This window comes from Alcanivorax sp. REN37 (assembly GCF_041102775.1).
Classification (GTDB): domain Bacteria; phylum Pseudomonadota; class Gammaproteobacteria; order Pseudomonadales; family Alcanivoracaceae; genus Isoalcanivorax; species Isoalcanivorax beigongshangi.
On the sequence record NZ_JBGCUO010000001.1, the window covers coordinates 2,547,980 to 2,574,386 of the forward strand.

At 63.4% G+C, this 26,407-nt stretch carries 27 protein-coding genes and 1 tRNA gene; 11 read left to right on the forward strand and 17 right to left on the reverse strand.

The genetic code is table 11. The annotated features are described in order from the left end of the window. Positions 1 to 15 precede the first annotated feature (15 nt). Positions 16 to 447 carry a nucleoside-diphosphate kinase gene (gene ndk / locus AB5I84_RS11555; protein ID WP_369456013.1) on the reverse strand — a complete coding sequence of 144 codons (432 nt, stop codon included), beginning with the start codon at positions 445 to 447 and terminating at the stop codon, positions 16 to 18. A gap of 296 nt (positions 448 to 743) precedes the next feature. Here ndk and sufB point away from each other — a divergent pair, with 296 nt between their 5' ends. The 7 genes from sufB (at position 744) to AB5I84_RS11590 (ending at position 6,863) form a co-directional block, all read left to right on the forward strand. Then, entirely contained in the window at positions 744 to 2,186 is a 1,443-nt protein-coding gene (sufB, locus tag AB5I84_RS11560) for a Fe-S cluster assembly protein SufB (RefSeq protein ID WP_369456014.1), read from the forward strand. A gap of 35 nt (positions 2,187 to 2,221) precedes the next feature. After that, positions 2,222 to 2,980: a Fe-S cluster assembly ATPase SufC gene (sufC, locus tag AB5I84_RS11565; RefSeq protein ID WP_369456015.1), complete on the forward strand. Its 759-nt coding sequence runs from the start codon at positions 2,222 to 2,224 to the stop codon at positions 2,978 to 2,980. Continuing rightward, the gene (gene sufD / locus AB5I84_RS11570) at positions 2,977 to 4,218 is read left to right on the forward strand and encodes a Fe-S cluster assembly protein SufD (RefSeq protein WP_369456016.1); all 1,242 of its coding nucleotides are present in this window, start codon (positions 2,977 to 2,979) and stop codon (positions 4,216 to 4,218) included. Before sufC ends, sufD begins: the two co-directional genes overlap by 4 nt. 3 nt (positions 4,219 to 4,221) lie before the next feature. Next, positions 4,222 to 5,448: an aminotransferase class V-fold PLP-dependent enzyme gene (locus AB5I84_RS11575; protein WP_369456017.1), complete on the forward strand. Its 1,227-nt coding sequence runs from the start codon at positions 4,222 to 4,224 to the stop codon at positions 5,446 to 5,448. Between the two features lie 70 nt (positions 5,449 to 5,518). Beyond that, positions 5,519 to 5,836, forward strand: a complete 318-nt coding sequence (locus AB5I84_RS11580) for a HesB/IscA family protein (RefSeq protein WP_439650212.1) — start codon at positions 5,519 to 5,521, stop codon at positions 5,834 to 5,836. Next, on the forward strand, positions 5,836 to 6,405 hold the full coding sequence (gene sufT, locus AB5I84_RS11585; protein ID WP_369456019.1) for a putative Fe-S cluster assembly protein SufT: 570 nt from the start codon (positions 5,836 to 5,838) through the stop codon (positions 6,403 to 6,405). The genes AB5I84_RS11580 and sufT overlap by 1 nt, the downstream gene beginning before the upstream one ends. Positions 6,406 to 6,413: 8 nt before the next feature. After that, positions 6,414 to 6,863, forward strand: coding sequence for a SufE family protein (locus AB5I84_RS11590; RefSeq protein ID WP_369456020.1), 450 nt, complete (start codon positions 6,414 to 6,416; stop codon positions 6,861 to 6,863). 578 nt (positions 6,864 to 7,441) lie between these two features. Here AB5I84_RS11590 and dacB read toward each other — a convergent pair. From dacB to AB5I84_RS11635, 9 genes are all read right to left on the reverse strand, one after another. Beyond that, on the reverse strand, positions 7,442 to 8,854 hold the full coding sequence (gene dacB, locus AB5I84_RS11595; protein WP_369456021.1) for a D-alanyl-D-alanine carboxypeptidase/D-alanyl-D-alanine endopeptidase: 1,413 nt from the start codon (positions 8,852 to 8,854) through the stop codon (positions 7,442 to 7,444). Between the two features lie 226 nt (positions 8,855 to 9,080). Next, the gene (locus tag AB5I84_RS11600) at positions 9,081 to 10,136 is read right to left on the reverse strand and encodes an extracellular solute-binding protein (protein ID WP_369456022.1); all 1,056 of its coding nucleotides are present in this window, start codon (positions 10,134 to 10,136) and stop codon (positions 9,081 to 9,083) included. Next, on the reverse strand, positions 10,133 to 10,888 hold the full coding sequence (gene potC / locus AB5I84_RS11605) for a spermidine/putrescine ABC transporter permease PotC (protein ID WP_369456023.1): 756 nt from the start codon (positions 10,886 to 10,888) through the stop codon (positions 10,133 to 10,135). The genes AB5I84_RS11600 and potC overlap by 4 nt, the downstream gene beginning before the upstream one ends. Positions 10,889 to 10,899: 11 nt before the next feature. Next, positions 10,900 to 11,757: a spermidine/putrescine ABC transporter permease PotB gene (gene potB, locus AB5I84_RS11610; RefSeq protein ID WP_369456024.1), complete on the reverse strand. Its 858-nt coding sequence runs from the start codon at positions 11,755 to 11,757 to the stop codon at positions 10,900 to 10,902. Beyond that, a complete protein-coding gene (gene potA, locus AB5I84_RS11615; RefSeq protein ID WP_369456025.1) occupies positions 11,750 to 12,862 on the reverse strand; it encodes a spermidine/putrescine ABC transporter ATP-binding protein PotA in 1,113 nt (370 codons plus the stop codon). The genes potB and potA overlap by 8 nt, the downstream gene beginning before the upstream one ends. Positions 12,863 to 12,963: 101 nt before the next feature. Continuing rightward, a complete protein-coding gene (locus tag AB5I84_RS11620; protein WP_369456026.1) occupies positions 12,964 to 14,109 on the reverse strand; it encodes an aminotransferase class V-fold PLP-dependent enzyme in 1,146 nt (381 codons plus the stop codon). A 43-nt stretch (positions 14,110 to 14,152) separates the two neighbouring features. Next, positions 14,153 to 14,629: a Fe-S cluster assembly transcription factor gene (locus tag AB5I84_RS11625; protein ID WP_369456027.1), complete on the reverse strand. Its 477-nt coding sequence runs from the start codon at positions 14,627 to 14,629 to the stop codon at positions 14,153 to 14,155. A gap of 64 nt (positions 14,630 to 14,693) precedes the next feature. Beyond that, complete coding sequence (cysE, locus tag AB5I84_RS11630; RefSeq protein ID WP_369456029.1) at positions 14,694 to 15,470, reverse strand: serine O-acetyltransferase; 777 nt, start codon at positions 15,468 to 15,470, stop codon at positions 14,694 to 14,696. A 9-nt stretch (positions 15,471 to 15,479) separates the two neighbouring features. Further along, on the reverse strand, positions 15,480 to 16,259 hold the full coding sequence (locus tag AB5I84_RS11635; protein WP_369456030.1) for an RNA methyltransferase: 780 nt from the start codon (positions 16,257 to 16,259) through the stop codon (positions 15,480 to 15,482). Positions 16,260 to 16,401: 142 nt separating this feature from the next. On the opposite strand from AB5I84_RS11635, the gene AB5I84_RS11640 reads away from it, so the two are divergent. Next, positions 16,402 to 17,220 (forward strand): inositol monophosphatase family protein, encoded by an 819-nt coding sequence (locus tag AB5I84_RS11640; protein ID WP_369456031.1) that lies wholly within the window; start codon positions 16,402 to 16,404, stop codon positions 17,218 to 17,220. Continuing rightward, positions 17,204 to 17,869 (forward strand): class I SAM-dependent methyltransferase, encoded by a 666-nt coding sequence (locus tag AB5I84_RS11645; protein ID WP_369456032.1) that lies wholly within the window; start codon positions 17,204 to 17,206, stop codon positions 17,867 to 17,869. Before AB5I84_RS11640 ends, AB5I84_RS11645 begins: the two co-directional genes overlap by 17 nt. A 51-nt stretch (positions 17,870 to 17,920) precedes the next feature. On the opposite strand, the gene secF is transcribed toward AB5I84_RS11645, so the two are convergent. The 5 genes from secF to queA are packed head-to-tail and all read right to left on the reverse strand — an operon-like array spanning position 17,921 to position 23,361. After that, the gene (secF, locus tag AB5I84_RS11650) at positions 17,921 to 18,859 is read right to left on the reverse strand and encodes a protein translocase subunit SecF (RefSeq protein WP_369456033.1); all 939 of its coding nucleotides are present in this window, start codon (positions 18,857 to 18,859) and stop codon (positions 17,921 to 17,923) included. A 7-nt stretch (positions 18,860 to 18,866) separates the two neighbouring features. Continuing rightward, the gene (gene secD, locus AB5I84_RS11655) at positions 18,867 to 20,762 is read right to left on the reverse strand and encodes a protein translocase subunit SecD (RefSeq protein ID WP_369456034.1); all 1,896 of its coding nucleotides are present in this window, start codon (positions 20,760 to 20,762) and stop codon (positions 18,867 to 18,869) included. 22 nt (positions 20,763 to 20,784) lie between these two features. Beyond that, on the reverse strand, positions 20,785 to 21,165 hold the full coding sequence (gene yajC / locus AB5I84_RS11660; RefSeq protein ID WP_369456035.1) for a preprotein translocase subunit YajC: 381 nt from the start codon (positions 21,163 to 21,165) through the stop codon (positions 20,785 to 20,787). Between the two features lie 12 nt (positions 21,166 to 21,177). Continuing rightward, the gene (tgt, locus tag AB5I84_RS11665; RefSeq protein WP_439650213.1) at positions 21,178 to 22,299 is read right to left on the reverse strand and encodes a tRNA guanosine(34) transglycosylase Tgt; all 1,122 of its coding nucleotides are present in this window, start codon (positions 22,297 to 22,299) and stop codon (positions 21,178 to 21,180) included. A 24-nt stretch (positions 22,300 to 22,323) separates the two neighbouring features. Next, positions 22,324 to 23,361 (reverse strand): tRNA preQ1(34) S-adenosylmethionine ribosyltransferase-isomerase QueA, encoded by a 1,038-nt coding sequence (gene queA, locus AB5I84_RS11670; RefSeq protein WP_369456037.1) that lies wholly within the window; start codon positions 23,359 to 23,361, stop codon positions 22,324 to 22,326. Between the two features lie 111 nt (positions 23,362 to 23,472). Between queA and AB5I84_RS11675 the strand changes: the two genes are divergently transcribed. Together AB5I84_RS11675 and AB5I84_RS11680 are read left to right on the forward strand one after the other, a co-directional pair. Continuing rightward, positions 23,473 to 23,559 (forward strand) — tRNA-Leu (locus AB5I84_RS11675). A gap of 42 nt (positions 23,560 to 23,601) precedes the next feature. Beyond that, entirely contained in the window at positions 23,602 to 24,072 is a 471-nt protein-coding gene (locus AB5I84_RS11680; RefSeq protein WP_369456038.1) for an RDD family protein, read from the forward strand. Between the two features lie 128 nt (positions 24,073 to 24,200). Here the strand turns inward: AB5I84_RS11680 and lptG are convergent, their stop codons facing one another. Together lptG and lptF are read right to left on the reverse strand one after the other, a co-directional pair. After that, positions 24,201 to 25,265, reverse strand: coding sequence for an LPS export ABC transporter permease LptG (lptG, locus tag AB5I84_RS11685; protein ID WP_369456039.1), 1,065 nt, complete (start codon positions 25,263 to 25,265; stop codon positions 24,201 to 24,203). Then, positions 25,262 to 26,383, reverse strand: a complete 1,122-nt coding sequence (gene lptF / locus AB5I84_RS11690; RefSeq protein ID WP_369456040.1) for an LPS export ABC transporter permease LptF — start codon at positions 26,381 to 26,383, stop codon at positions 25,262 to 25,264. Before lptF ends, lptG begins: the two co-directional genes overlap by 4 nt. Positions 26,384 to 26,407: the final 24 nt, after the last annotated feature.

Below are 26,407 nucleotides of genomic sequence, written 5' to 3' on the forward strand. Positions count from 1 at the left end.
GGATTAATGGGCACTTCAGCGGATGCGGGCGCAGAGCTCGTCAGCGCTGAAGAAGTAGCCGATTTCGCGAGCAGCAGAGGTCTCGGAGTCGGAGCCGTGCACAGCGTTCTCGTCGATGCTCTCAGCGAAATCAGCGCGGATGGTGCCAGCTGCTGCGTCTTTCGGGTTGGTGGCGCCCATCAGCTCGCGGTTCTTGGCAATCGCGCCTTCACCTTCCAGCACTTGCACCACCACCGGGCCGCTGGTCATGAACGACACCAGGTCACCAAAGAAAGGGCGCTCGCGGTGTTCAGCGTAGAAGCCTTCAGCCTGCTCTTGGCTCAGTTGCACCATTTTCATGGCGACCAGGCGCAGGCCGGCGTTTTCAAACCGGGACTCGATCTGGCCGATCACGTTCTTGGCCACGGCATCGGGTTTGATAATGGAAAGGGTGCGCTCAACAGCCATCGGGGAAAAACTCCGCAAACAAGGTTGGAATGGGTGGCACGGGCAACATGCCCTCGGCACCACCGGAACCGGCGGATTATACGCATCACACCGGAATTATGGTACCGTTGCCGCCGCGCTGGCGCGGCCCCGAAACCCGCTGGTCGCCGACACCGCCGCAGCCGCGGCTCCGACTTGTTGGCACGCGCGATTTTCAATCGGGGACCGAGTGCCCTATAATACCCGACCAAATTACTCTGGTATTACCCAGCCACCCGCCCGGGCCCAGGTCGCCCGACGACACAGGTCAACTTCCTATGAGCAGTCAAGCGGAACTGGACAGACTGATTCGCAGCGACTACGAGGCCGGCTTCGTCTCCGCTGTGGAGTCCGACACCCTGCCCCCCGGCCTCAGCGAGGACGTGATCCGCATCATTTCAGCGAAGAAGAACGAGCCGGAATGGCTGCTGGAATGGCGCCTGAAAGCGTTTCGCACCTGGGAGGGCATGACCCACCCGGAGTGGGCCCACCTGAGCCATCCGCCGGTGGATTTCAACGAGATCTCCTACTATTCCGTGCCGAAAAGCATGGCCGACGGCCCGAAAAGCCTGGATGAGGTCGATCCCGAGCTGCTGCGCACCTATGAAAAGCTGGGCATTCCGCTGCACGAGCAGGAGATGCTGGCCGGGGTCGCGGTGGACGCAGTGTTCGACTCGGTCTCCGTCGGCACCACTTTCCGCGAGAAGCTGCTGGAAGCCGGCGTCATCTTCTGCCCGATCTCCGAGGCGGTACACCTGTACCCGGAACTGATCCAGAAGTACCTCGGCACCGTGGTGCCGCAGGGCGACAACTTCTATGCGGCGCTGAACTCGGCGGTATTCTCCGACGGTTCGTTCGTGTACATCCCCAAGGGCGTGCGCTGCCCGATGGAGCTGTCCACCTACTTCCGCATCAACGAAGCCAAGACCGGCCAGTTCGAACGCACCCTGATCGTTGCCGACGAAGGCTCTTATGTGAGCTACCTGGAAGGCTGCACCGCGCCGATGCGCGATGAAAACCAGCTGCACGCCGCGGTGGTGGAGTTGGTGGCACTGCCAGGCGCCAACATCAAGTACTCCACGGTGCAGAATTGGTACCCCGGCGACGCCGAGGGCAAGGGCGGCATCTACAACTTCGTCACTAAGCGTGGCGTGGCCCATACCGACGCCAAGATTTCTTGGACGCAAGTGGAAACCGGCTCCGCCATCACCTGGAAATACCCCAGCGTGATTCTGCGCGGTGACAATGCCGTGGGCGAGTTCTACTCGGTGGCGCTGACCCGCAACCTGCAGCAGGCAGACACCGGCACCAAGATGATCCACCTTGGCAAAAACACCAAGAGCACCATCATTTCCAAGGGCATTTCGGCCGGCCGCAGCAGCAACGTTTACCGTGGCCTGGTGCGCATCAGCCCGCGCGCCGAAGGGGCCCGCAACTTCACCCAGTGCGACTCGTTGCTGCTGGGCGATAGCTGCGCCGCGCACACCTTCCCGTACATCGAAAGCCGCAACCCCAGCGCGATGGTGGAGCACGAAGCCACCACCTCCAAGGTGTCCGACGATCAGCTGTTCTTGTGCCAAAGCCGTGGCATCGACCCCGAAAAAGCGGTGTCGATGATCGTCAACGGCTTCTGCAAGGAAGTGTTCAAGGAATTGCCGATGGAGTTTGCCGTAGAAGCCGGCAAGCTGCTGGAAGTCAGTCTCGAAGGCGCTGTGGGCTGACCCCCACACCCGATCACCAACAGGATTGAACCCCGATGCTGGAAATTATCGATCTGCACGCTGAAGTGGGCGGCAACGAAATCCTCAAAGGCCTGAGCCTGACCGTCCAACCCGGTGAGGTGCACGCCATCATGGGGCCGAACGGCTCCGGTAAAAGTACGCTGACTAACGTGCTGTCCGGGCGCGACGGCTATACCGTCACCGGCGGCACGGTGCGCTTTGACGGCCAAGATGTCACCGAGCTGAGCCCCGAACAACGCGCCCACGCGGGCATCTTCTTGGCATTCCAGTACCCGGTGGAAATCCCCGGCGTCAGCAACATGGAATTCCTCAAGGCGTCGCTGGAGGCCACGCGCACCGCCCAGGGCAAAGAGCCGTGGGACGCGGTGACGCTGCTGCGCGAGGCGCGCGAAGCCTGCCGCCAGGTGAGCTTGGACCCGTCGTTCCTGAAACGCGGCGTCAACGAGGGCTTCTCCGGCGGTGAAAAAAAGCGCAACGAAATCATGCAAATGCTGATGCTGGAGCCGAAGCTGGCGCTGCTCGATGAGACCGACTCCGGCCTCGATATCGACGCCCTGCAAGTGGTCGCCAAAGGCGTCAACTCGCTGCGCGCAGCGGACCGCTCGATCATCATGGTCACCCACTACCAGCGCCTGCTCGACTACATCGTGCCCGACTACGTTCACGTACTCGCCAACGGCCGCATCCTCAAGTCCGGCGGCAAGGACTTGGCACTGGAGTTGGAACAGCGCGGTTACGGCTGGCTCACCGGCGAAGAGGAAGCATCCGCATGAGCACCGCTGAGCTGTTGATGGCCCAAGCGCAGACCCAGTACGTTGTCGCCGACGACGCACTGGCGGCGCTGCGCCGCGACGCCCAGGCGCGGCTCGACCAGCTGGGTTTCCCGGGTCGCGGCACCGAGGCGTGGAAATACACCTCCCTGTTCCCGCTGGAGCAAGGCCACTTGGCCACCCGTGCCACCATCGCTACTCCGCGTCCACTGGCCGCGTTGGCGCCACTGCAACTGGTGCTGTGCAACGGCCGCCTGCAGACGCCGCCGGCCCTGCCCGCCGGCCTGTCACTGGCGCGCCTCGACGGTAGCCAGGCGGTGGACGCCGAAGTCATCAGCGACGCGCTGCAGACCCCGTTCGCGTGGCTCAACAACGCCACGCTGGAAGACGGCCTGCTGCTGACGGTCGCGGACGACACCGACATCGAACTGCCGGTGGAAGTCCTGCTGCAAGCCCACAGCGACGCCCCGGCACACTGCCACACCCGCCTGCGCGTGGTGCTTGGCCGCAACAGCCGGCTGACGCTGATCGAACGCTACAGTGCGCTCGGCCCGGTGCTGACCAACGCCGTCACCGAATTGGTGGCCGGCGCTAACAGCCGCCTGGTGCACTACCGCCTGCAGGCAGAAGCGCAGGAAAGTCTGCACATCGGCACGCTGGTGATGGCCCCGGCCCGCGATGCGGTGATCGAGTGCGATCAGTTGATGCAAGGCAGCGCGCTGCGCCGTAACGATGTGCGCGCGATCCTCGCCGAGCCGGGCGCCCACGTGGCCCTGAACGGCATCTTCGTCGGCCGTGGCAGCACCCACACCGACAACCAGGTGTGCTTGGAGCACCGCACCCCACACGCCACCTCCGAGCAGGTCTACAAGGGCATGGCCGGTGATACCGCCAAGCTGGTGTTCAACGGCCGCATCCACATCTTCCCTGGCGCCAAGGGCACCGATGCCCAGCTCAGCAATAAGAACCTGCTGCTGTCGCCGGGCTGCGAGGTGAACAGCAAACCAGAACTGGTGATCTACAACGACGACGTCAAATGCAGCCACGGCACCACCTGTGGCCAACTTGATGAGCAGGCGCTGTTTTACCTGCGCTCGCGCGGCGTCGACGCCGCCGAAGCCCGGCGCATGTTGGGCCTCGGCTTCGTCAACGAACTGCTGGACGCACTGCCGGACCCGGCGGTGGCGGACTGGGCGCGCCCCTGGCTGGCGGCAGCGCTGGACGAAACTGCGGAGGCTTAAGCCATGAGCGGCCCGATCACTTTGTCGCTGCCAGAACGGCTGCGCCAGGAATTCCCCATCCTCAGCGAGACGCCCTACGGCAAACCGCTGGTGTACCTGGACAACGCCGCCACCACGCAGAAGCCGAACGCGGTGATCGACGCCGTGGCGCATTACTACCGCCACCAGAACAGCAACGTGCACCGTGGCGCTCACTATTTAGGCGACCTCGCCACAGCGGCGCTGGAAAACGCCCGCGACAGCGTCGCGCGCTTCATTGGCGCCGACCGCGAAGAAGTGATCTGGACCCGTGGCACCACCGAAAGCATCAACTTGGTGGCCCACGGCCTGCGGTCACAGTTGCGGCCCGGCGATGAAGTGCTGATCTCCAGCCTCGAACATCACGCCAACATCGTGCCTTGGCAGCAGGCCTGTGCCGCCACCGGTGCCACGCTGAAAGTGATTCCGCTGCAGGCCGACGCCAGCCTCGACCTGACCGATCTGGACCAGCTGATCAACGCCAACACTCGGGTGCTGGCGGTAACCTGGGCGTCCAACGCGCTGGGCGTGGTGACGCCGCTGCACACGCTGATCGCCCGTGCCCGTGACGTCGGCGCCTTGGTGGTGGTGGATGCCGCGCAGGCAATTTCCCATTTCCAGATCAACGTGCGCGAGCTCGACTGCGATTTCATGGCGTTTTCCGGCCACAAGATGTTCGGCCCCACCGGCATCGGGGTGCTGTACGGTCGCAAGGAACACCTCAACGCCCTGCCGCCCTACCAGACCGGCGGCGAGATGATCGAGACGGTGACCTTCGAAACCGCCACCTGGAACCAACTGCCCTACAAGTTCGAAGCCGGCACCCCGCACATCGCCGGCGCCATCGGCCTCGGTGCGGCGGTGGAATGGCTGGCGCGGCAGGACCGCAGCGCGTTCTTGGCCCACGAGAATGACCTGCGCGATTACCTCACCGAGCGCGCGCGAGCGTTCCCGGGACTGCGCATCATCGGTGATACCGCGGACAAGGTGGCGACGCTGTCATTCCTGCTCGACGGCGCCCACCCCAATGATGTTGGCACCCTGCTCGACCAGCAGGGCGTGGCGGTGCGCACCGGGCACCACTGCACCATGCCGCTGATGAATTTGCTCGGCATTCCCGGCACTGTGCGCGCCTCGCTGGCGCCCTATAATAGCCGCGACGACGTGGACGCCTTGTTCACGGCGCTCGAAAAAGCCGCGCGCTTCTTGTAAGCGCGCCCGTCATCCTAGGAGAGTTGCCATGACCGTTCAGATGTACCAGCCCGGTGCGCCGGCACTGTCCATGAGCGACAGCGCTCGCCGCCAGGCACTTAAGGAAATCGAACGCAACCAGGCCGCCGGCCTGCGTGTGGCGGTGAAACCGTCCGGCTGTTCCGGCTACAAATACGTGCTCGATTACGTCACTGAGCCGAGCGCGGAAGATATCAGCATCGAGCTGGAAGGCGGCGTGACGCTGTACGTCGATGCCCACAGCATGCCGCTGGTGAAGGGCGCTGAGATCGACTACGTCACCGAAGGCGTCAACCAGTTCTTCAAGTTCAGCAACCCCAACTCCCAAGGCGAGTGCGGCTGCGGCGAGAGCTTCTCGGTTACCGCCTGATGTCATCACCGCCGATCAACGTCGCCGCCCGCGAACAACGCACTGTTGCCCTCACCCGTGACGTCACCGCTCGCCGCGTCCCCACCGGCGACCCGGTGACGTTGCCGGCGTTCAGCTTCGTCAACCTGCGCCAATCACTGGGCGGCACCTTCACCGTGACCTTCCAGGGCAACATGATGCGCATCGACGGTACCGACGCCGATGCGCTGGGCATGGAGCCGCTGCAGCTGGAATTCGAACCGCCCGCCGCCGACGGCAGCGTGCGCCAGAGCGATCTGGATCACGTGCTCGACACCGTGTTCGATCCAGAAATCCCGGTGTCGATTTTGGAACTTGGGTTGGTGTACGGCTGCGATGTGATCCGCCGCGGCGAACAAAACGTGGTGCAGGTGCGCATGACCCTCACCGCCCCCACTTGTGGCATGGGCCCGGTGCTGGTGGCGGATGTGGAATACCGCCTGCGCCTGGTACCGAATGTGGATCTGGTGGAAGTTGAACTGGTGTTCGACCCACCCTGGAGCCGCGACATGATGAGCGATGCCGCCCTGATCGAGCTGGGGCTGTTCTAGGAAATTGCATGAGTCTTGATCTGAGCGCCTCGGCACTGGGGCGCAGCATCACCGCTGACGATGTGGTCGACACCCTGAGCTTCTTCGATGACTGGGAACAGCGTTACCAGTACATCATCGACCTCGGCAAAAGCCTGCCCACGTTCCCCGACGACCTGCGCACTGATGAGCGTCTGGTACGCGGCTGCCAGAGCCAGGTGTGGCTAGAGGTGGCCCACGACGCTGCGTCACAGCGCATGGATTTCGGCGTCGACAGCGACGCGCTGATTGTGCGCGGCCTCGGTGCCATCGTGCTGGCGGCGATCAATCACCGCAGTCCGGCAGACGTATTGGCCTTCGACATGGAAGACTACTTTGCGCGCATCGATCTGCTGAAGCACCTCAGCCCGACCCGTGGTAACGGCATCCGCGCCATGGTGGCGCGCATCCGCGCAGCGGCAGAAACAGCGCAAGGCTGAGCCGGCACCGGCTAGGCTTTCACCGCCGGCCAGACTTTCGCGCTGTAATCGGATCCCGCACCTTCGCCCCCCTGACCAGCGCCTGACGGCGCTGCGCCATCCAAGTCACCTGAGCCACGCACCACACCGCCCCTGCCCACAGCTGGCAATTTCACGGTCCGCTGAGCGTCACCGTTGGGTGCCACCACCCGGCCTCCGGCGCGAGCCGAAGCAGACTCGCACGCTCTTCAACCGGTGACGGAACCCGTGCGTGCGTTGCCGTGACCGCCCTCGCAGGCGTCGCGCATCGCAGCTCCATGCGCAGCGGCATAACAGCGATGAGGCAGCAACGCACCGCCACGGCGGTTACCGGCGGGCGTTGTGTGCAGGAGCGGCTCCAGGGAGAACGGCACGGCGGTCAGCGATCAGCGGTCAGCGGTCGGCGGTCGGCGGTCAGCAGTCAGCGGTCAGCGGTCGGCGGTCGGCGGTCGGCGGTCAGCAGTCAGCAGTCAGCAGTCAGCGGTCGGCGGTCAGCAGTCAGCAGTCAGCAGTCAGCGCATTGGTGCGGACCCACGCTCAAGGTGCCAGTAGCCCCGCCCTCAACCGGCGCTGCGCAGCGCCTTGAGCATGTCGTCGATCACCCGGTCCGGCACATGGCCGCGGTGGTTGATGAAGATGGTCACCGCCCAGGTCACGCCGTCACGGTCGCGCAGATAGCCGGCAATGGCACGCACGCCACTAAGCGAGCCGGTTTTCAAGTGGCCCTCGCCCACCAACTCGGTATTGCGCAGGCGGCTGTGCAAGGTGCCGTCCAATGCCACCAGCGGCATGGACGCCACTAGCTCGGCCGCAAACGGGCTTTGCCATGCCTGCTCCAGCAGCAGCGTCATCTGCCGCGCACTGATGCGCTCCAGCCGAGACAACCCGGAACCGTTATCGAGCACCAGCCCCGCCACCGGAATGCCCTTCTTGGTCATCCACTCGCGGATCACTCGCTCGGTGGACACAAAGTCATTGGCATCACCGGGCAGCCGGTTCTGGGCGCCGATATTCAGGTACAACATGCGCGCCATCGGGTTGGAGCTGTATTTGTTGATGTCGCGCACCATGGTGGTCAAATCCGGCGACGGGCTGCTGGCCAACAAGGTGGTGCCCGCCTGCAGTTGGCCCAGCCGAACATCCCCGCGCCAGTGCCCGCCCATTTCCGCCCAGATACCGCGCAGCAGGCCGGCGGTATAGGCGTCCGGATACAGCACCGAGGCATAGCGACTGACGGTGCAGCCGTTCGGCAGCGTGCCGCGTACCGTGAGGGTGACTTGGCCACGACGGTCCTGCGATGGCTGCCAACTGAAGTTGCGCCGCGTCGGGCAGGCGCCCGGCGCCGATACCGTGATGTCGGTTTCCAACTTCAACCCAGCCATGGCCGGCTCCATCCAGGCACTGACCTTGCCATCGCGGGCGCGCAGCGTGATCTGGTGGCTGTTGAGGTTGGTCAGCAACCCATGGGGCTCGACCAAGAACGGCGCCAGCGGGTCATTGCCATCGTCATTGAACACTGGCCAGGTGGCTGGCAGATGGAAATAGCTGTCGTCCAGCACCAGGTCGCCATCGATCTGGCGGATACCTTGGCTGCGCAGTTCCCGCAGCATCAGCCATAGCCGCTCTTGGGTCAGCTTGGGATCGCCGGAGGCGACAAAGTAGAGATTGCCCTGCAGGGTATCGCCGCGCACTTGGCCGTCGGTATAGAGCCGGGTGTACCAGCGGAATGCTGGCCCCACCAGCTCAAGCCCGGCATAGGCGGTGACCACTTTCATCGTGGAGGCCGGCGCAAACGGCTGGTCGGCATTGAGGTACTGGGAGCGTCCGCCACCGGCCATCGGGATGGCGGCCACCGCCACCGCCCGTTCCGGTACCTGCGCCCGCTGCGCCGCAGCGCGTACAGCGGCCACCCAATCGGTGGCGGCCTGGACCGGGGCGCCGAACGCCAACAGCGCCAGCAACAGGATGGGCACTCCGAGATTCCGCATCAGACATTCCGAGTCTTGTAAGAGGGGCGTCCCGCCAAGCGGCACTGGCACTGGCACTGGCACTGGCACTGGCACTGGCACGGGCACTGGCACTGGCCCTGGCACTGGCACTGGCACTGGCACTGGCACTGGCACTGCAAGAGGGTACTGAGTGGTGCGGACGCCGTCCCGAGCGGGACGGCGTATTTATGTAAAGGTGTGATAAATCAACTTATTTTCCGGCTTTCAGCAGCTCCCAGTAGCGCTCGTACACCAGCAGCGCCTCGCCCACATCGGTCTGGAATTCCGCCTGCTCGAGGTCGGCATCAGTGGGGTAGCTGGCTGGGTTGTTGCGCACCGCATCCGGCAACAGATCGCGCGCCACCAGGTTGGGGGTGGCATAACCAATTTCCTCGCTGATGCGGGCGGCAATTTCCGGGCGCAGGGCGAAGTCGATGAACTGATGCGCCGCATCGGCGTTGCGGGCATTTTTCGGAATCACAAAGCTGTCGACCCACACCACCGCGCCTTCTTTCGGATACAGGTATTGCAGCGCCGGCATGTCTTCCTGCGCCATCACCAACTCGCCATTCCAGATCACACCGATGTCCGCCTCGCCTTCCAAGAACGGCATGCGCGGCGCGTCGGAGTTGAACGCGCGCACCGACGGCAACAGCGTTTTCAGTTTCTGGTAGGCCGCAGCAATTTCCGCTTCGTCAGTGCTGTTGCCGGAATAACCCAGCACCCGCAAGCCGAGGTGAAACACCTCACGCACATCATTGGTGAGCAGCACTCGGCCTTTGAGTTCCGGCCGCCACAGGTCAGCCCAGCCATCGACGCTGCCGGCATCAATCACGGCAGTATTGACCGCCATGCCGGTGGTGCCCCACAGGTAAGGCACCGAGTATTGGCTGCCCGGATCGTAGGCCTGATCCACCAAGTGCGGGTCCAACTGCTCGAAGTGCGTCAGCCGGCTGCGATCGATCGGTTGCAGCAGCCCTTCGGCGCGCATCTTGCTGACGTAGTAGGTGGACGGCACCGCCAAATCATAGGCGTTACTGCTGTCCAGCAACCGCAGCCGCGCGTACATGGCTTCGTTGCTGTCGTAGGTGGTGTAGACCACGCGGATGCCGGTCTCTTTACGGAAATCATCCAGCACGCTTTGCGGCATGTACTCCGACCAGTTGTAGAAATACAGCACCTGCTCCGGCGCCTTGTCGCTGCAACCGACCAGCATTACCACCCCGGCGCACAGCGCGCCCGCCCACACCCGCAGGGTTCCGATCATGGCGATTTCCTCGTAATCAAGACGTGCGACAGCAACAGTGACACCAACGACAGCGCCAGCAACAGGGTGCCGAGCGCGTTTACTTCCGGCGACAGCCCCACCCGCACCATGGAATAAATGCGCAGCGGCAGCACATCGAAGTCCGGCCCGGTCATGAAGGTGCTGACCACCACGTCATCCAGCGACAACGTAAAGCCCAGCAGCCAGCCGGCCATCAGCGCCGGCCAGATCACCGGCAGCAATACGGTGCGCAGCATCTGCCACTCACTGGCGCCGAGATCACGCGCCGCTTCCACCAGCCGATCATCAAAGCCGCTTAGCCGCGCATAGACGGTGACCACCACAAACGGCAGGCAAAACGTCACGTGGGCGATCAGCAATGAAATGAAGCCGAGCTGCACGCCGAGCAAGATGAACAGCGCCAGTAGCGCAATGGCCATGACGATATCCGGCGTCATCATCACCACAAACAGCATGCCGCTCAGCGCCGGCTTGCCACGGAAACGGTAGCGTGTGAGTGCAATGGCGGTGAGCGCGCCGATCAGCGTCGATAGCGTGGCGGCCGCCATTGCCAGCAGCAGCGAATGACCGGCCGCTTCCATTAACGCCCGATTGGCGAACAGCGATTCAAACCAGCGCAGGCTGAAGCCGCCCCAGTTGTAGGCCGAGCGGTTGTGGTTGAACGCGAATGCCACCAGCACCAGGATCGGCAGGTACAGCAGCAGATAGACCAGCCCTACGTAAAGACGCAAACCGAGCCGGCTCACAGGCTCACCTGCTGGCGCACGCGGCGCACACTGTGCCAGTACGCCAGCAACAGCACCGCCATTGCCACCGCCAAGGACACGCTGAGCGCGGCGCCGAATGGCCAGTCGCGGGCGTCCAGAAACTGCCCCTTAATGAGGTTGCCGACCAGCAGTACGCGGGCGCCGCCGAGCACGTCCGACACATAGAACAGACACAGCGCCGACAGCAACACCATCAGGCAGCCGGCGATGATGCCTGGCAGCGTCATCGGCACCACAATGCGCCAGAACGTCTGCCAGCGATTGGCGCCCAGATCCGCCGAGGCTTCCAGCACGGGGCCCGGCAACTGCTCGAACACGGAATAAAGCGGCAGGATCATGAACGGGATCAACACATACACCAGCCCGACGATCACCGCCGCCTCGGTGTACAGCAGCTGCACCGGCGCATCGATCCAACCCAGTGCCAGCAGCGCTTGGTTGATCAGGCCATTGTTAGCCAGCAGCACCTTGATGGCGTAAGTACGCACCAGCGAGTTGGTCCAGAACGGCACGATCAACAGGAACATCATCACCGGCCGCCAGCGCGGCCCGAGCCGGCTGATCGCCCAGGCAAACGGATAGCCGATCGCCAAACACAGGCCGGTGGTGACCAGCGCCATCCACAGTGAGCGCAGAAATACTCCCGCGTAGAGCGGATCAAGCAGCCTCGCATAGCTGTCCAGCGATAGGCTCCAGCGCACAAAATCGCGCGGATCCCGCTCCAGCACGCTCATCACCAGAATCAGCAGGTTCGGCACTAGCACGAAGGCAATCAGCCAGCCCCAGATCAACCACAGCACCGCATTGCGGAACAGGTTGGTGGACTTAAACACGGTGCTCGGCCTCGTCCGGCAGCACCCATTCCCACAGCGGCACCCACGACACCGACACCGGTTCACCACGCTGGTGGTCAAAATCGGGATAGTCTTCGTCGAAGAACTCGCTGGCGAGGATGTCCGGGCCGGCTTCTAGCCGCACCAGCGCATCCAAGGTGCTGCCCTTGTAGCTGCGCTCCAGCACCCGGCCGGGGAAGCCCGGCGCGCCAGGTGCTTCCAAGCGCATGTCTTCCGGTCGCAGCAACACCTGCACTGGCTGTCCCGGTACCGCGTCAAAATGAGGCCGGCGCAGGCGACGCGACTGGCCCAGCAGCGCCACCTCAATTTGGCCATCGTCATAGACCGCGGTGATTTCTCCGGGCAACAGGTTGGCGTCGCCAACGAAGCGCGCGACGAACAGGCTGGAGGGATGTTCATAGAGCTGACGCGGGGTGCCAAGCTGCTCAATGTGCCCTTGATTCAGCACCACCACCCGATCCGACATCGACAGTGCTTCGTCTTGATCGTGGGTGACAAACACAAAGGTGATGCCAAGCTCGCGCTGCAACCGCTTCAGCTCTAACTGCATGGTTTTGCGCAGTTTGAAGTCCAACGCTGACAGCGGCTCGTCCAGCAGCAGTACGCGTGGACGCTTGACCACCGCGCGGGCAATCGCCACCCGCTGCTGCTGGCCGCCCGACAACTGGTGCGGCCGCCGTTCGGCGTAATCGGCCAACTGCACCATCTCCAGCGCGTCCATGGCGCGCTGGCGCTGCTCCGCCAGCGGCCGGCCTTCCATGCGCAGCCCATAGGCCACGTTCTGGAACACCGTCATGTGTGGAAACAGGGCGTAGCTCTGGAACACCGTATTCAGCGGGCGTTGGTTCGGTGGCAAGGCGCCGATGTCCTCGCCTTCCAGCAAGATGCGCCCAGCATCGGGGCGCTCAAAACCAGCCAACAACCGCAACAGCGTGGTCTTGCCACAACCGGACGGCCCTAGCAGCGTGAGAAACTCACCTTGGTGGATATCCAGATCAAAACCGTCCAGCACCGCCTTGCCTGCGAACTGCTTGCACAGCCCTTCAAGGCGCACCTGGACCGTTGCGCTCGTCGCGTCCTTCATGGTGGTCACCGTCTCGCACCGCCCCTTCAACAGCGCGCATTGTGCGAAAAGGGTCCGGGGCTGTCACCCATCCGGGCGCAACAATTACAACCCCGGCAGAGTCAGGCGGACAGTCGTGTTAGCGCCTCACTGACCACGCCGATGGCGACGTCCACATCCGCTTCACTGGTGAAACGGCCAAGGCTAAAGCGCAGGGACGACAACGCATCGGCAGCGCCGAGGCCCATGGCCGTGAGCACATGACTGGGGTCCAGCGAGGCGGAGGTACACGCAGAACCGGAAGAAATGGCGATGCCGGCAAAGGCAGTCATCAGCAGCTCACCGTCGCGGCCCGGAAACGCCACATTGAGAATGCCGGCCACACGCTGGGTTGGATGACCATTGAGGCGCACCGCGCCGGTGGCCTCCAGCCCGGCCCACAATCGCGCACGCAGCGCCTGCAACCGCGCCTGCTCGGACTCTCGTTCCGCCATCGCCAAGGCGGCAGCGGTGCCAAAACCCACCAGCTGGTGGGTCGGCAAGGTGCCGGAACGCAGTCCGCGCTCGTGGCCGCCGCCGTGGATCTGTGCGTCGAGCACCAGCCCCGGCGCACGTCGCACGTAGAGCGCGCCGACACCCTTGGGGCCGTAGAGTTTGTGGGCGCACACCGACAGCAGATCCACCGGCAGTGTCGCCATCGACAACGGCTCCTTGCCGAAGGTCTGGGCGGCGTCCACATGGAACAGCACCTCACGCGCGCGACACAGCGCGCCGATGGCAGCGATATCGGTCAGCACCCCGGTCTCATTGTTGGCATGCATCAGTGACACCAAGATGGTGTCATCGCGCAGCGCGTCGGCCACCTGCTGCGGGCTGATGATGCCGTCGGCACCGGGATTGAGCAGCGTGATGTCGAAGCCCTGCTCTCCCAGCCAATGGAGCGGGTCCAACACCGCCTTGTGCTCGGCGGCAGACGAAATAATGTGCCGCCCGCGCTCACGGCGGGCCAGCGCCGCGCCCTTTAGGGCCAGGTTATCGGCCTCGGTGGCGCCGCTGGTCCAGACGATTTCACGGGGGTCCGCTTGCAGCGCATCCGCTACCTGGCGGCGGGCGTCTTCAGCGGCTTCTTCCGCCAGCCAACCATACAGGTGGGAACGGGATGCAGGGTTGCCGAACAGGCCGTCGGCATCGAGGCAGTCCATCATGGCCGCCTTCACGCGCGGGTCCACCGGGGTGGTGGCCGCGTAATCGAGATAGATGGGTTTCATGGCACAGCTGTCGGATGGGTCGCAGGGACGCTGATCCAACGGATCAGTTGATGATGCTCAAGGGTACGCGCTCGCGTTGCTGCTGGCGATGCTTCTGGCGCTTGGCCACGTGCTGCACATCGGCACGGTCCATCAGGCTGCCGAGCGTAATGCCGGACAGAAAACCATGCAGCTGGTCAGACAGATCGCACCACAAATGGTGGGTCAGACACACCTCGCCGTCCTGGCAATCGCCCTGGCGGCCACAGCGGGTGACGTCCACATTCTCGTCCACCGCATCGATGATCTCGGCAATGCTGATGCCGATGCCCTCACCGGCCAGCTGGTAGCCGCCGCCGGGACCGCGCACGCTGCTCACCAAGCTGCGCCGACGCAGCTTGGCGAACAGTTGCTCAAGATAAGAAATGGAGATGCCCTGGCGCTCTGACACATCGGCCAGGGATACCGGCCCATGCTGGGCATGGATCGCCAGATCGAGCATCGCCGTAACGGCGTAGCGGCCTTTGGTGGTCAGACGCATGACGGTCTCTCAGTGCAATGGAATGCCGTCGAGCGTACTAAATCCCGACCAAAGCGGTCAAGTATTAGGAATGATTCTCATTTGAATTTTTACTGCCGTTGCCGTTTTCCAGCATCAGGTCATCATCACTGAGCACCGGCAATTTCTCATCACAGCCGCGAATGCCCTGCTCCGCCAGTGCCGTGCAGACCCGGTCAACCTTGGCGTCCACCGCCTGCATGTGATTCAGTAGTGCGCGGATCGCCTGGGAGGTCGGGTCCTGCATGTCGCTGGTGACACCGTAGGCCTCGAACTCCACGTCGCCCTCGGTCACCCGCTCCGGGTGCGGCGCGCCACGCACGATCTTGGCCGGAATACCGACCACGGTGGCGCCGGCCGGCACCGCCTTGGTCACCACCGCGTTGGAACCAACTTTGGCGCCCTCACCAACGGTGAACGGGCCGAGCACCTTGGCGCCGGCACCGACCACCACATTGTTGCCCAGCGTCGGGTGGCGTTTGCCCTTGTTCCAGCTGGTGCCGCCCAGCGTGACGCCCTGGTAAAGAGTGACGTCGTCACCAATCTCGGCGGTCTCACCGATCACCACACCCATGCCGTGGTCGATGAAAAAGCGCCGGCCAATGCGCGCACCGGGATGGATTTCAATGCCGGTGGCCCAGCGACTGAACGTGGACACCAGCCGCGCCACCAGTTTCAGGCGGCGCCCCCAGCACCAGTGCGCTAGCCGGTGCAGCAGCAGCGCGTGCAGTCCCGGGTAGGTCAGCAGCACTTCCAGCGCATTGCGCGCTGCCGGGTCGCGATCGAACACAGAACGAATGTCTTCGCGCACGCCTTCAAACATAACGGCTCCTCAGTCCTGCGGCGCCGGCGGCGGCAGGTGTTGTTCAAATTGGGTCAGGATGCCACGCAGAATGTTGATTTCCACCTGGTCGGGATGGGCGCGCTGGAACAGGCGGCGCATGCGGGTCATCACATGGCCCGGCGCCGCTGGGTCGATGAAACCGGCGGCGCTGATGGCGCGCTCGAAATGGCCAATGAACTGCTCTACCTCGGCCGCGCCGGCACGCGGGCTGTCCCATTCCAGCTCCGGTAGCGGCATGCGGTGAGCGCTGTCGCGCAGCGGCGCCAGATCGCCCTCAGCATCGCCCAGCAGCGCCAGTCGCAGCTCGTAGCTGAGCAGCTGCACCGCCGCCGCGACGTTGAGCACGCCGTAATCGGGGTTGGTAGGAATCGCCACATGATAGTGGCAGCGGTGCAGCTCATCGTTGGTCAGCCCCCGATCCTCGCGGCCGAACAAGATGGCGATTTTTTCACTGCCGCTGCCTTCCGCCACCCGCGCGCCGAGCTGGCGCGGCGACAGACACGGCCACGGAATACGGCGCTGACGGGCGCTGGTGCCCACTACCAAGGTGGCATCGGCCAGCGCTTCGTCGAGGCTGTCGCTCACTTGCGCCTGCATCAGGATGTGGGCCGAGCCGCTGGCGCGGGAACTCGCCTCGGCGTGGGGATAGTGCAGCGGCGCCACCAAGCGCAGGTCTGACAGGCCCATGGTGTTCATCGCCCGGGCCGCGGCCCCAATATTGCCAGGGTGAGTGGTGCCGACCATGACGATGCGGATGTGTTCGAGCATCTGAGCTGTCCTGAAGCGCTGCGGCGGGAGTGCCGAAAGCGGGCCAGTGTAGCACCGCGACTGCGCAACGTTCATCTGCCAATCGGCGTCGATTCTGGTAGACTGCGCGCTTCCCCGTTCTTTAACAGACATCCGGATTCCTATGCTCGCCCCGCACGTCAATATTGCCCTGCGTGCCGCCCGTCAGGCCGGCCAATTCATCCGCCGCGCGGCGGATGATGTTCAACGCCTCAAAGTCGAGCAGAAAGGCCGCAACGACTTTGTTACCGACATCGACCGCGCCGCCGAGAACTTTCTCATCGACGCGCTGCGCAAGGCCTACCCCCGTTACGGTGTAGTCGCCGAGGAATCCGGCATCCTGCCCGGCCAGGGCGAGGACGCCCGCTGGCAGTGGATCATTGATCCGCTCGACGGCACTACCAACTTTATCCACGGTTTCCCGCAATTCGCGATCTCTATCGCGCTGGCCTGTGATGGCCGCGTCGAGCACGCGGTGGTGGTGGACCCGATGCGTGAAGAAGAATTCACCGCCAGCCGTGGCCGTGGCGCCATGCTGAACGGCCGTCGCATCCGCGTTGCCGAGCGCAACGGCATCGAAGGCGCACTGATCGGTACCGGCTTCCCGTTCCGCAAGGATCAGGCCCTGCACGTGGACGCCTACATGGGCATGATGCGCGACATCATGGAAGACGCTGCCGGTGTGCGCCGCCCCGGTGCCGCCGCGCTGGATCTGGCCTGGCTCGCCGCCGGCCGTCTGGACGGCTTCTGGGAAATGGGTCTGGCCGAGTGGGACATGGCCGCGGGTTGCCTGCTAATCACCGAAGCCGGTGGTCTGGTGGGCGACTTCACCGGTGGCCACAACCACATGAAATCCGGCAACGTGGTGGCCGGCAGCAACAAGGTGTTCAAAGCGCTGCTGCAAAAGATCCAGCCCCACCTCACCGATGCCTTGCGTCGCTGAGCGCCCTGCCTGCCCGCTGTGCCATACAGCGGGCAGTTCGCTGTTCTGTACCGCCCCGCAAGGCGACAAGCTGCTGGATTATTACCGCTGCAGCGAGTGCCGCCTAACCTTCGTCGCGCCGGCCCAGCTGCCGACGCTGGCGGAAGAAAAAGCCGAATACGACTTACACTGCAATGACCCGCAGGATGCCGGTTATCGCGCATTTTTGGCGCGCCTCGCCGCGCCGCTGCAAGCCCTGCTGCCACCGGCGGCGACCGGTCTCGATTTCGGCTGCGGCCCCGGTCCGACGCTGTCGTTGATGTTTCGCGAGGCAGGTTTTTCCTGTGCCGACTACGACCCGCTCTACGCCAACGACCCGCAGTTGCTGACGCGCAACTACGATTTCATCAGCTGCACCGAAGTCGCCGAGCATTTCCACCAGCCTGGCGATAGCTTTGCGCTGCTGCAGCGATTGCTGCGCCCCGGCGGCGTGCTCGGGGTGATGACCCGCTGGCTGATGGCCGATCCCCAGTTCGAGCGCTGGCATTACCGCCGCGATCCGTCCCATGTCTGTTTCTACAAACCGGCCACATTCGAATGGATTGCCGCGCGCTGGGATCTGGTGCTGCACCTGCCCGCCACCGATATTGCGCTACTGCAGCGGCCATGAGCCGCGCATAAAAAAAGCCCCGCAGCGCGGGGCTTTTTGGTCGGCCGATGCTCAGGGCATCTCTTCCACGTCCTTCACTTCCGGCACCAAGAAATCTTCCTTGGTGACTTTCATGGCCAGCAACACACAGCTGGCCACGTAGATCGACGAGTAGGTGCCGACGATCACACCGATGATCAGGGTAATGGAGAAGCCGCGAATCATCTCGCCACCGAAAGCATACAGCGCCACCAACACCAACAGTGTGGTGAGACCGGTGATCATGGTTCGGCTTAGTGTTCGGGTGATGGCGCGGTTGAGGATCTCGCGGGTGTCCTGACTGCCACGGGAGGAGCGGAAGTCCTCACGGATGAAGTCGGCGATCACGATGGTGTCGTTGATCGAGTAACCCACCACTGCCAACACCGCTGCCAGCACCGTCAGGTCAAAGGTCCACTGCATCAGCGCGAAGGCACCGAGCACCACGATGACGTCGTGAACCAGCGCTACCACCGTGGCGATGCCGAACTTATTCGAGAAACGGAACCAGATGTAGAGCGACATCAACAGCATCGCCATCAGGATCGCCAACCCGGACTGATCGCGCAGCTCATCGCCCACCTGCGGACCAACAAACTCCACCCGTTGCAACTCGGCTCCCACCGCTACGCTTTTGATCAGCGCAAACACTTGGTGGCCAATTTCGTCACCGTTCTCGCCATCACGCGGCGGCACCCGTACCGACACTTCACGGGTAGAGCCGAAGTACTGCACCAAGGCATCGTTGTAGCCTTCGGCGCTGAGCACCTCACGCACTGGTTCGAGCTGGATCTCCTCGGTAGCAGTCACTTCCAGCACCGTACCGCCAGTGAAGTCGAGGCCCAGGTTCAGCCCGCGCACGCCCAGCAGCACCAGCGAGGCAATACAGACCACCAGCGACAGTACGCCCATGGCGGTGGCCAGACTCATGAAGTTGATATCGCGGTCCGGCGTCGTGTTCGTCCTGTTCATAGTCACCTCAGATACTCAGCCGGGTCGGCGTTTTCTTGCCGCTCGCGTACACCAGTTCCGCCATCCCCCGGGTACCCAGAATGGCCGTGAACATGGAGGTCAGGATGCCGATGAACAGCGTCACCGCGAAGCCCTGCACGGTACCGGAGCCCGCAGCGAACAGGATCACCGCCACGATCAATGTGGTCAGGTTGGCGTCGAGGATGGTCTGGAAGGCGCGATTATAGCCCGCCTCAATCGCCGCCAGCGGCGACGCACCGTCGCGCAACTCAAAGCGGATACGCTCGTAAATCAGCACGTTGGCATCCACCGCCATGCCCATACCGAGCACGATCCCGGCAATACCCGGCAGCGTCATGGTCAGCCCGGGGATCGCCGACATCACCCCTACCGTGATCACCAGGTTGCCCAGCAGCGCCACACTGGCGAACAGACCGAACATCTTGTAGCGCACCAGCATGAACAGCAGCACCAAGCCGATGCCGACCACCATGGAGTTGATACCGGACTGGATGTTCTGCGCCCCGAGGCTGGGGCCAATGGTGCGCTCTTCGGCAATGTACATCGGTGCCGCCAAGCCCCCAGCACGCAGCAGCAGTGCCAGCTCAGCGGCGGCCGCCGGACTGTCCATGCCGGTGATGCGGAACCGGCTGCCGAGGGTATCGCGGATGGTCGCTACGTTGATCACGTAGGCGTCCTTGGTGCTGACGTTGCGAACTTCTTCTTCGCCGTCAGCATTGACCACGGTGCGCGCCTCGGTGCGGGTTTCGATGAACAGCACCCCCATCGGGCGGTTGACGTTCTTCGAGGTGACCCGCTGCATGGCACGGGCGCCGGCAGCGTCGAGGGTGATGTTCACCTCCGGTTCGCCGTTGGTCTGGTCGAAGCCCATCTGTGCGTGGGTCACCTGGTCGCCGGTAACAATATTCTGACGACGCAGCACCACCGGGTTGTTCGGCTCGCCCTTGAACGGGAAGATCTCGGTGCCCGGCGGTGCGATGCCGGCGGCGACCCGGCTTGGGTCGGCGTCGTCAGCCACCAGACGGAACTCTAGGGTGGCGGTACGACCGAGAATACGCCGCGCCTGCGAGGCATCCTGCACGCCCGGCAACTGCACCACGATGCGGTCAGCACCCTGGCGCTGCACCACCGGCGACGCCACGCCCAACTCGTTGACGCGGTTGTTCAGCGCGGTACGGTTCTGGTCGATGGCGTAATCTTGGATCTGTTTGAGCGCTTCCGGCGTCATGGTGAAGCGCAGCGTAGTGCCGTCGCGACGACTGGTGAATTCCATGAATTTGTTGCGCAGGGCACGTTGGGCGGCGTCGACGTCGTCGGCGCTGTCAAAGCGGGCCAGTAGAGTTTCACCTTGGTGGCGCACTTCGCGGTAACGGATGCCGGCGTCACGCAGGATCACCCGCAGCTCGCTAGCCCAAGACTCCAACCGCTGCTCAATGGCGGTGTCCATATCCACCTGCAGGGTAAAATGCACCCCGCCGCGCAGATCGAGTCCAAGGCCCACTGGCGAGGCGCCAATGGCACGCAACCAGCCCGGCGTGGTACGCGCCCAGTTCTGGGCCACCACATAATCGCGACCAAGAATGCCGGCGGCGATGTCTCGCGCCCGCAGCTGGGCATCCGCCCCGGCCTGCTGGGACTCGCCACCGGACAACGGCAGCAGGAAGGAATCCCCCACTTTTTCGCCTTGCTCATGGCCAATGCCGGCTTCATCCAAAGCCGTGCGCACCCGGTCAAGGGCGTCCGTGCTGACGTCTGCGCCGGCTTCAGATCGGGTGATCTGGATCGCCGGCGCGTCCGGGTACAGGTTGGGCAGCGCATACAGGCCGCTGACCAGCAGCACCACCAGGAGCAGGATGAATTTCCCGCGCGGGTAGCGGTTCATGGAGTTCTCCGATGGTGCGCGTTCAGATGGACTTGATGGTGCCTTTCGGCAGCGTCGCCGAGATGGCGTGCTTCTGGAATTTGATTTCCATGTTCGGCGCGATTTCGACGATCACGTAGTCGTCCGTCACTTTGCTGACCTTGCCGAGCATGCCGCCAACCGTCACCACTTCGTCGCCCTTATCCAATGCCGCTACCAGCGCACGGTGCTCCTTGGCGCGCTTAGATTGCGGACGGATCAGGAAGAAGTAGAACACCACCACCATGATGACGATGAAGATCAGCTGGAAGGCACCGCCGCCCTCCGGCGCCGCCTGAGCAAAAGCAGGGCTGCTGACCAGCAGGGCCAACAGCGTGGGCGGCAGCGCGCGCAGTACGCGGGACTGGATGTGGTTCAAAGACATGGGTGGCTCCCGTCAGTCGGTGGATAGCCCAGGGGTTGCGAGGCCCCGAGCTTGATAGAAATCGTCAATAAAGTCGGACAATGTACCCGCTTCAATTGCCCCTCGCAATCCAGCCATTAGGCGCTGGTAATGGCGCAAATTGTGGATAGTACCGAGCTGTGAAGCGAGCATTTCGCCGCAGCGCTCCAGGTGGTGGAGATAACTGCGCGAGAAGTTCTGACAGGTATAGCAGTCACAGGTTTCATCCAGCGGACGGGTGTCGTGCCGATGGACGGCATTGCGGATTTTCACCACTCCTTCGCGGGTGAAAAAATGACCATTGCGGGCGTTGCGGGTGGGCATCACGCAGTCGAACATGTCGATGCCACGCCGCACCCCCTCCACCAAATCTTCCGGCTTGCCCACGCCCATCAGGTAGCGCGGTCGGTCGGTCGGCATCTGCGGCGTCAGGTCGTCGAGGATGCGCAGCATTTCCGCCTGCGGCTCGCCCACCGACAGCCCACCAATGGCATAACCGTCAAAATCCAGAGCGGTCAGACCATCCAGCGAGGTTTTGCGCAGCGCCGGATACATTCCGCCCTGCACGATGCCAAAGCAGGCCGCGTCATTGCCTTCATGGGCGGCCTTGCTGCGCTGCGCCCAGCGCAGTGACAGCTCCATGGAATGGCGCGCCTGCTCCTCGGTGGCGGGGAACGGCGTGCACTCGTCGAAGATCATGCAGATATCAGCCCCGAGGCTGCGCTGCACCTGCATCGCTCGCTCCGGCGACAGAAACACCTTGTCGCCGTTGATCGGCGACTGGAACGCCACCCCTTCCTCGCTGATCTTGCGCATGGCGCCGAGGCTGAACACCTGAAAACCACCAGAGTCAGTCAGAATCGGCTTCGGCCACCGCATGAAATCATGCAAGCTGCCGTGCTGCTCGATCACTTCGGTGCCGGGCCGCAACATCAAATGGAAGGTGTTGCCGAGGCAGATTTCAGCGCCGGTCTCCAGCAGGTCTTTCGGCAACATGCCTTTGACGGTGCCGTAGGTGCCCACCGGCATGAACGCGGGGGTTTCCACCGTTCCGCGCGGAAACGTCAACCGACCACGGCGGGCCAGCCCGTCCTGTCCGAGCAAGTCGAAACTCATGCGCGACATGGTGCGCCCTCCTGATCAGTGCGCGCCGGCATCCCAGCGCTGAGGAATAAACATGGCATCGCCATAACTGAAGAACCGATATTGCTGCGCCACCGCGTCCTGGTAGGCCGCCATCACCCGGTCATGGCCGGCGAGGGCACTGACCAGCATGAGGAGCGTCGAGCGCGGCAAGTGGAAGTTGGTCAGCAGCGCGTCCACCACCCGGAAACGGTAGCCGGGGTGAATAAAAATGTCGGTGTCGCCGCTGCCCGCCTGCAGCACACCGCTGGCCGCCGCCGACTCCAGCGCCCGCAGCGAGGTGGTGCCGACCGCCACCACCCGGCCGCCGGCGGCGCGCACCGTGGCAATCTGCTCCACCAGCTGCGCCGGCACCTGATAGCGCTCGCGGTGCATGGTGTGGTCTTCCACCTGCTCTACCCGCACTGGCTGGAAGGTGCCGGCGCCGACGTGCAACGTCACAAAGGCTTGGCCGATGCCGCGCGCCGCCAGGTCGGCCAGCAGCGGCGCATCGAAGTGCAGCCCGGCGGTGGGCGCGGCCACCGCGCCGGGATGACGGGCATAGACGGTTTGGTAGCGCTCTTGGTCCTGGCTGTCGTCGGCCCGGTCTATATAAGGAGGCAGCGGCATGTGGCCAATCCGGTCCAGCACCGCCAGCAAGGGCTCGGGCCCAGCAAACGCCAGCTCGAACAGCGCCTCATGCCGCGCCACCATGGTGGCTTGCACCTGCTGCTCGAACAGCAATGTGGTGCCCGGCTTCGGCGCCTTAGAAGCGCGGATGTGGGCCAGCGCACGCTGATCATCGAGCACCCGCTCGATCAGCACCTCAACGCGGCCGCCGCTGTCCTTGTGCCCCCACAGCCGCGCCGGGATCACGCGGGTGTCGTTGAACACCAGCAGATCACCGGGATTGAGCAGCTGCAGTAAGTCCGTGAAACGACCATGGGTTGGGGTCTGTTCACCCAACACCATTAAACGGGAACCGGTGCGCTGGGCCGCCGGACGCCGGGCAATCTGCGCTTCCGGCAGATCGAAATCGAAATCTTCAACGCGCATCGTACTTGACCGGCACGAAGGACAGGGGGCGCACAGCATACCGATCGACCGGTTTTCATACCAGAGACGCTTCCCTGCGCCAGCGAAGTTGTTATACTGCGCGCCCACGTTGCCAGAGTGGTGAAATTGGTAGACACGACGGATTCAAAATCCGTTGGGGTAAAACCCGTGCCGGTTCGAGTCCGGCCTCTGGTACCACTGCTTCATAGCGTTGCGACTCCGCCGAGGAGAACGCGTCCCGTGACCACCCCGGTATTTCCTGCTTCCCTGTGGCGCCGCTTGGCTGCACTGATGTATGACGGCCTATTGCTGTGCGCGCTGTTGTTTGTCACCGCCGGTGTGCTGTCGCCGCTGTTCATCTGGCTCGGACTACCTACCGACACCGTCAACGGCGTGCTGGTACCCAACCGCTTGGTGCAGCAAACGCTGACCTTCCCGCTGCTATGCCTGCTGGTGTGGGGCTTCTATACCTGGTTCTGGACTCATGGCGGACAAACACTGGGCATGCACACCTGGCGATTGCGCGCCGTGCGCAGCTCCGGCGCCCCGATGGGCTGGCGCCACAGTACGCTGCGCATGTTGGCGGGAATGCTGACGTGGATGCTGCTGGGATTGGGTTATCTGCCGGTGTTGCTGGGCAAGCCTGCACTGCACGACTGGCTGTCTGGCACGCGGGTAGTGTTGCTGCCCGCCAAACCGAAACGTCGCTGACCACAGCAGCGCCCTGCCCAAGCAGGAGTGCCACGGTTGGGCGTGCGAGCGGCCCCGTCAGTAACCTCGAAATGTGGTTGGCGCTACGCGACTCTCGCTGACCAGCAGGACTGCTTGGCCACCGCGTCTCACCGCACTCGCTTTAGCAATACGGTGCCCACCACCAAGCACAACAATGGCGGTACCAAGGCCGCCATTAACGGGGAAACGTGGAACACTAGGCTCAGGTGGCCAATAAACTGCTGGCCATAAAAGAACAGCATCCCGGCGACGATGCCGGCGGTGAGCCGCAGCCCCATGGTCACTTCACGCAACGGGCCGAAAATGAACGAGATCGCGATCAATACCATGCCCAAGGTGGCCAGTGGCTGGAACAACTTCTGCCAGAACGACAGCAAGTACTCCCCCGCCTCCAACCCCTGCCGCGACAAATAGCCGCTGTACTCCACCAACTTGCGCATCGCCAACCGCTCCGGATCCAACACCACCAATGCCAGCAATTGCGGCGTCAGCGAAGTATCCCAGCGGTCGGTCTCACGTTGGTAAGCCTCAACCCGGTCCGGCTCCAGCGCACTGCCGCGCACACCTTCGAGGAACCAATAGCCCTCGTCTTGGTAGATCGCGCGCTCGACAAACTGGGCTTCCGCTAGGGTGCGATCTTCGTTGAAGCGGTAGCGAGTGACGCCGTACAACACACCGTTGGGCTGCACAACGTTTACATGGATGAATTCGTCACCTTCGCGATGCCAAAAGCCGTAGCGCGAACTCAGCGCTTCGCCCTTGCCTTCAGCGATCGCCCGGTTACTCTGCGCCATCTGTTCGGTGTACGGCGAAATGAACTCGCCCACCGACATGCCAATCACCAGCAGTAGCAGCACCGGGCGCAATACCATCCAACTGACTCGCCCCACCGACACCCCGGCGGCGCGGATCACCGTCAGTTCCCCGCTGTTGGCCAGTACTCCCAGCCCGATCAGGGTGCCGAGCAAAATCGCCAGCGGCATGTATTCATGGAAGCGGCGCGGCACCGTGGTGAACACGAATTGCAGCGCTTGCAGCGCCTGGTAGTTGCCGCGCAGTCCCTCCAGTTCGGCAATGAAACTGAACAGGCAGTCCAGCGCGATGATCACGCCCAGCACGGCCAACGCGGCCATGATCACCGCACGCCCGATGTAGCCCTGCAACAGCCTCATGCCCGGCGTCCCCGCTCATAGCGCTGGCGCGCACGCCAGCCCGGCCACAGATACAGCAATGCCACCAGCAGCGCTGCGATCAAATGCACCCAGCCCATATGCATCCACACCGGCACCTGGCCCTGCGGCGCATCGGAAATCCACGAGCGGGTGACCAGCAGCGCCCCCAGATACAGCATGTACACTAGGATCGCCGGGATCAGCTTGCCAAACCGGCCTTGGCGCGGATTCACCCGCGCTAACGGAATTGCTGCCAGCACCATGATCGGAATCAGCAGCACCAGCGACACCCGCCATTGCAGCTCTGCTTGGGCGTCATTGTCCTCACTGGCATAGAGATCGGCAGTGCTCCAGCTGCGCACTTTGGGCGGCCGCGCCACCTGCTTTTCCTTACCGATGCGAATCAATGCCTGCTCGAAATGGACTTTACGGAAGTTGGCTTCGCCCGGCTTGCCTTGGTACTGATAGCCGTCAGACAGTGCCAAATAGCTCATGCCATAGCGCTCCACCAATTTGCCCTCGGTGGCCCACACCGCCAGCACTTCGGCACCTTCAGCCTCGGTGGCACCACGTCGGTAATCGGACAGGAACACGCCGGACAAGGCGCCGGCGGAACGATTGAAGCCTTCGGTGTAAGTGACCTGGTGGCCGCTGTCGCTGCCGCGCACATGGAAGCGCCCAGGCGTCAGCAGTTCCAGCACCGAGCGGTTCTGCTGCTCTTCAAAAATACGTGCCACTTCGGCATCGCCCTTCGGCGTCACGTACAGCGAGAACAGCGCGATCACCACACAGGTCACCGCCACTGGCGGCAACATCGAGCGCACCAGTGTCGAATCCGAGATCCCGCCGGAACGCAGCACCACAATTTCGTTGTCGACGTACATGCGGCCAAGCACCAGCAGCACGCCGATGTAGAGGCTCAACGGCAGGATCATCTGCAGGAATTCCGGCAACCGGAACGCCATCAGCTGGAACAGCACATCCGCCGCCAGGTTACCCACCGCGGCATCGGCCAGATACTTGATAAAGCGACCGCTGACCAGCACCATCACCAGCACAAAAGTGACGACGACGGTAGTGGCGAACAGCTGTCGATTGATATAACGGTAAAGAATCAAACCGAATCCTGCCGGGGCCAGAAC

Excerpts from the sequence above, each read along its gene's own strand:
- ndk (WP_369456013.1), bottom strand. The coding sequence starts at position 447 with ATGGCTGTTGAGCGCACCCTTTCCATTATCAAACCCGATGCCGTGGCC.
- sufB (WP_369456014.1), top strand. The coding sequence starts at position 744 with ATGAGCAGTCAAGCGGAACTGGACAGACTGATTCGCAGCGACTACGAG.
- sufC (WP_369456015.1), top strand. The coding sequence starts at position 2,222 with ATGCTGGAAATTATCGATCTGCACGCTGAAGTGGGCGGCAACGAAATC.
- sufD (WP_369456016.1), top strand. The coding sequence starts at position 2,977 with ATGAGCACCGCTGAGCTGTTGATGGCCCAAGCGCAGACCCAGTACGTT.
- AB5I84_RS11575 (WP_369456017.1), top strand. The coding sequence starts at position 4,222 with ATGAGCGGCCCGATCACTTTGTCGCTGCCAGAACGGCTGCGCCAGGAA.
- AB5I84_RS11580 (WP_439650212.1), top strand. The coding sequence starts at position 5,519 with ATGAGCGACAGCGCTCGCCGCCAGGCACTTAAGGAAATCGAACGCAAC.
- sufT (WP_369456019.1), top strand. The coding sequence starts at position 5,836 with ATGTCATCACCGCCGATCAACGTCGCCGCCCGCGAACAACGCACTGTT.
- AB5I84_RS11590 (WP_369456020.1), top strand. The coding sequence starts at position 6,414 with ATGAGTCTTGATCTGAGCGCCTCGGCACTGGGGCGCAGCATCACCGCT.
- AB5I84_RS11600 (WP_369456022.1), bottom strand. The coding sequence starts at position 10,136 with ATGATCGGAACCCTGCGGGTGTGGGCGGGCGCGCTGTGCGCCGGGGTG.
- potA (WP_369456025.1), bottom strand. The coding sequence starts at position 12,862 with ATGAAGGACGCGACGAGCGCAACGGTCCAGGTGCGCCTTGAAGGGCTG.
- AB5I84_RS11620 (WP_369456026.1), bottom strand. The coding sequence starts at position 14,109 with ATGAAACCCATCTATCTCGATTACGCGGCCACCACCCCGGTGGACCCG.
- AB5I84_RS11625 (WP_369456027.1), bottom strand. The coding sequence starts at position 14,629 with ATGCGTCTGACCACCAAAGGCCGCTACGCCGTTACGGCGATGCTCGAT.
- cysE (WP_369456029.1), bottom strand. The coding sequence starts at position 15,470 with ATGTTTGAAGGCGTGCGCGAAGACATTCGTTCTGTGTTCGATCGCGAC.
- AB5I84_RS11635 (WP_369456030.1), bottom strand. The coding sequence starts at position 16,259 with ATGCTCGAACACATCCGCATCGTCATGGTCGGCACCACTCACCCTGGC.
- AB5I84_RS11640 (WP_369456031.1), top strand. The coding sequence starts at position 16,402 with ATGCTCGCCCCGCACGTCAATATTGCCCTGCGTGCCGCCCGTCAGGCC.
- AB5I84_RS11645 (WP_369456032.1), top strand. The coding sequence starts at position 17,204 with ATGCCTTGCGTCGCTGAGCGCCCTGCCTGCCCGCTGTGCCATACAGCG.
- secF (WP_369456033.1), bottom strand. The coding sequence starts at position 18,859 with ATGAACAGGACGAACACGACGCCGGACCGCGATATCAACTTCATGAGT.
- secD (WP_369456034.1), bottom strand. The coding sequence starts at position 20,762 with ATGAACCGCTACCCGCGCGGGAAATTCATCCTGCTCCTGGTGGTGCTG.
- yajC (WP_369456035.1), bottom strand. The coding sequence starts at position 21,165 with ATGTCTTTGAACCACATCCAGTCCCGCGTACTGCGCGCGCTGCCGCCC.
- tgt (WP_439650213.1), bottom strand. The coding sequence starts at position 22,299 with ATGAGTTTCGACTTGCTCGGACAGGACGGGCTGGCCCGCCGTGGTCGG.
- queA (WP_369456037.1), bottom strand. The coding sequence starts at position 23,361 with ATGCGCGTTGAAGATTTCGATTTCGATCTGCCGGAAGCGCAGATTGCC.
- lptG (WP_369456039.1), bottom strand. The coding sequence starts at position 25,265 with ATGAGGCTGTTGCAGGGCTACATCGGGCGTGCGGTGATCATGGCCGCG.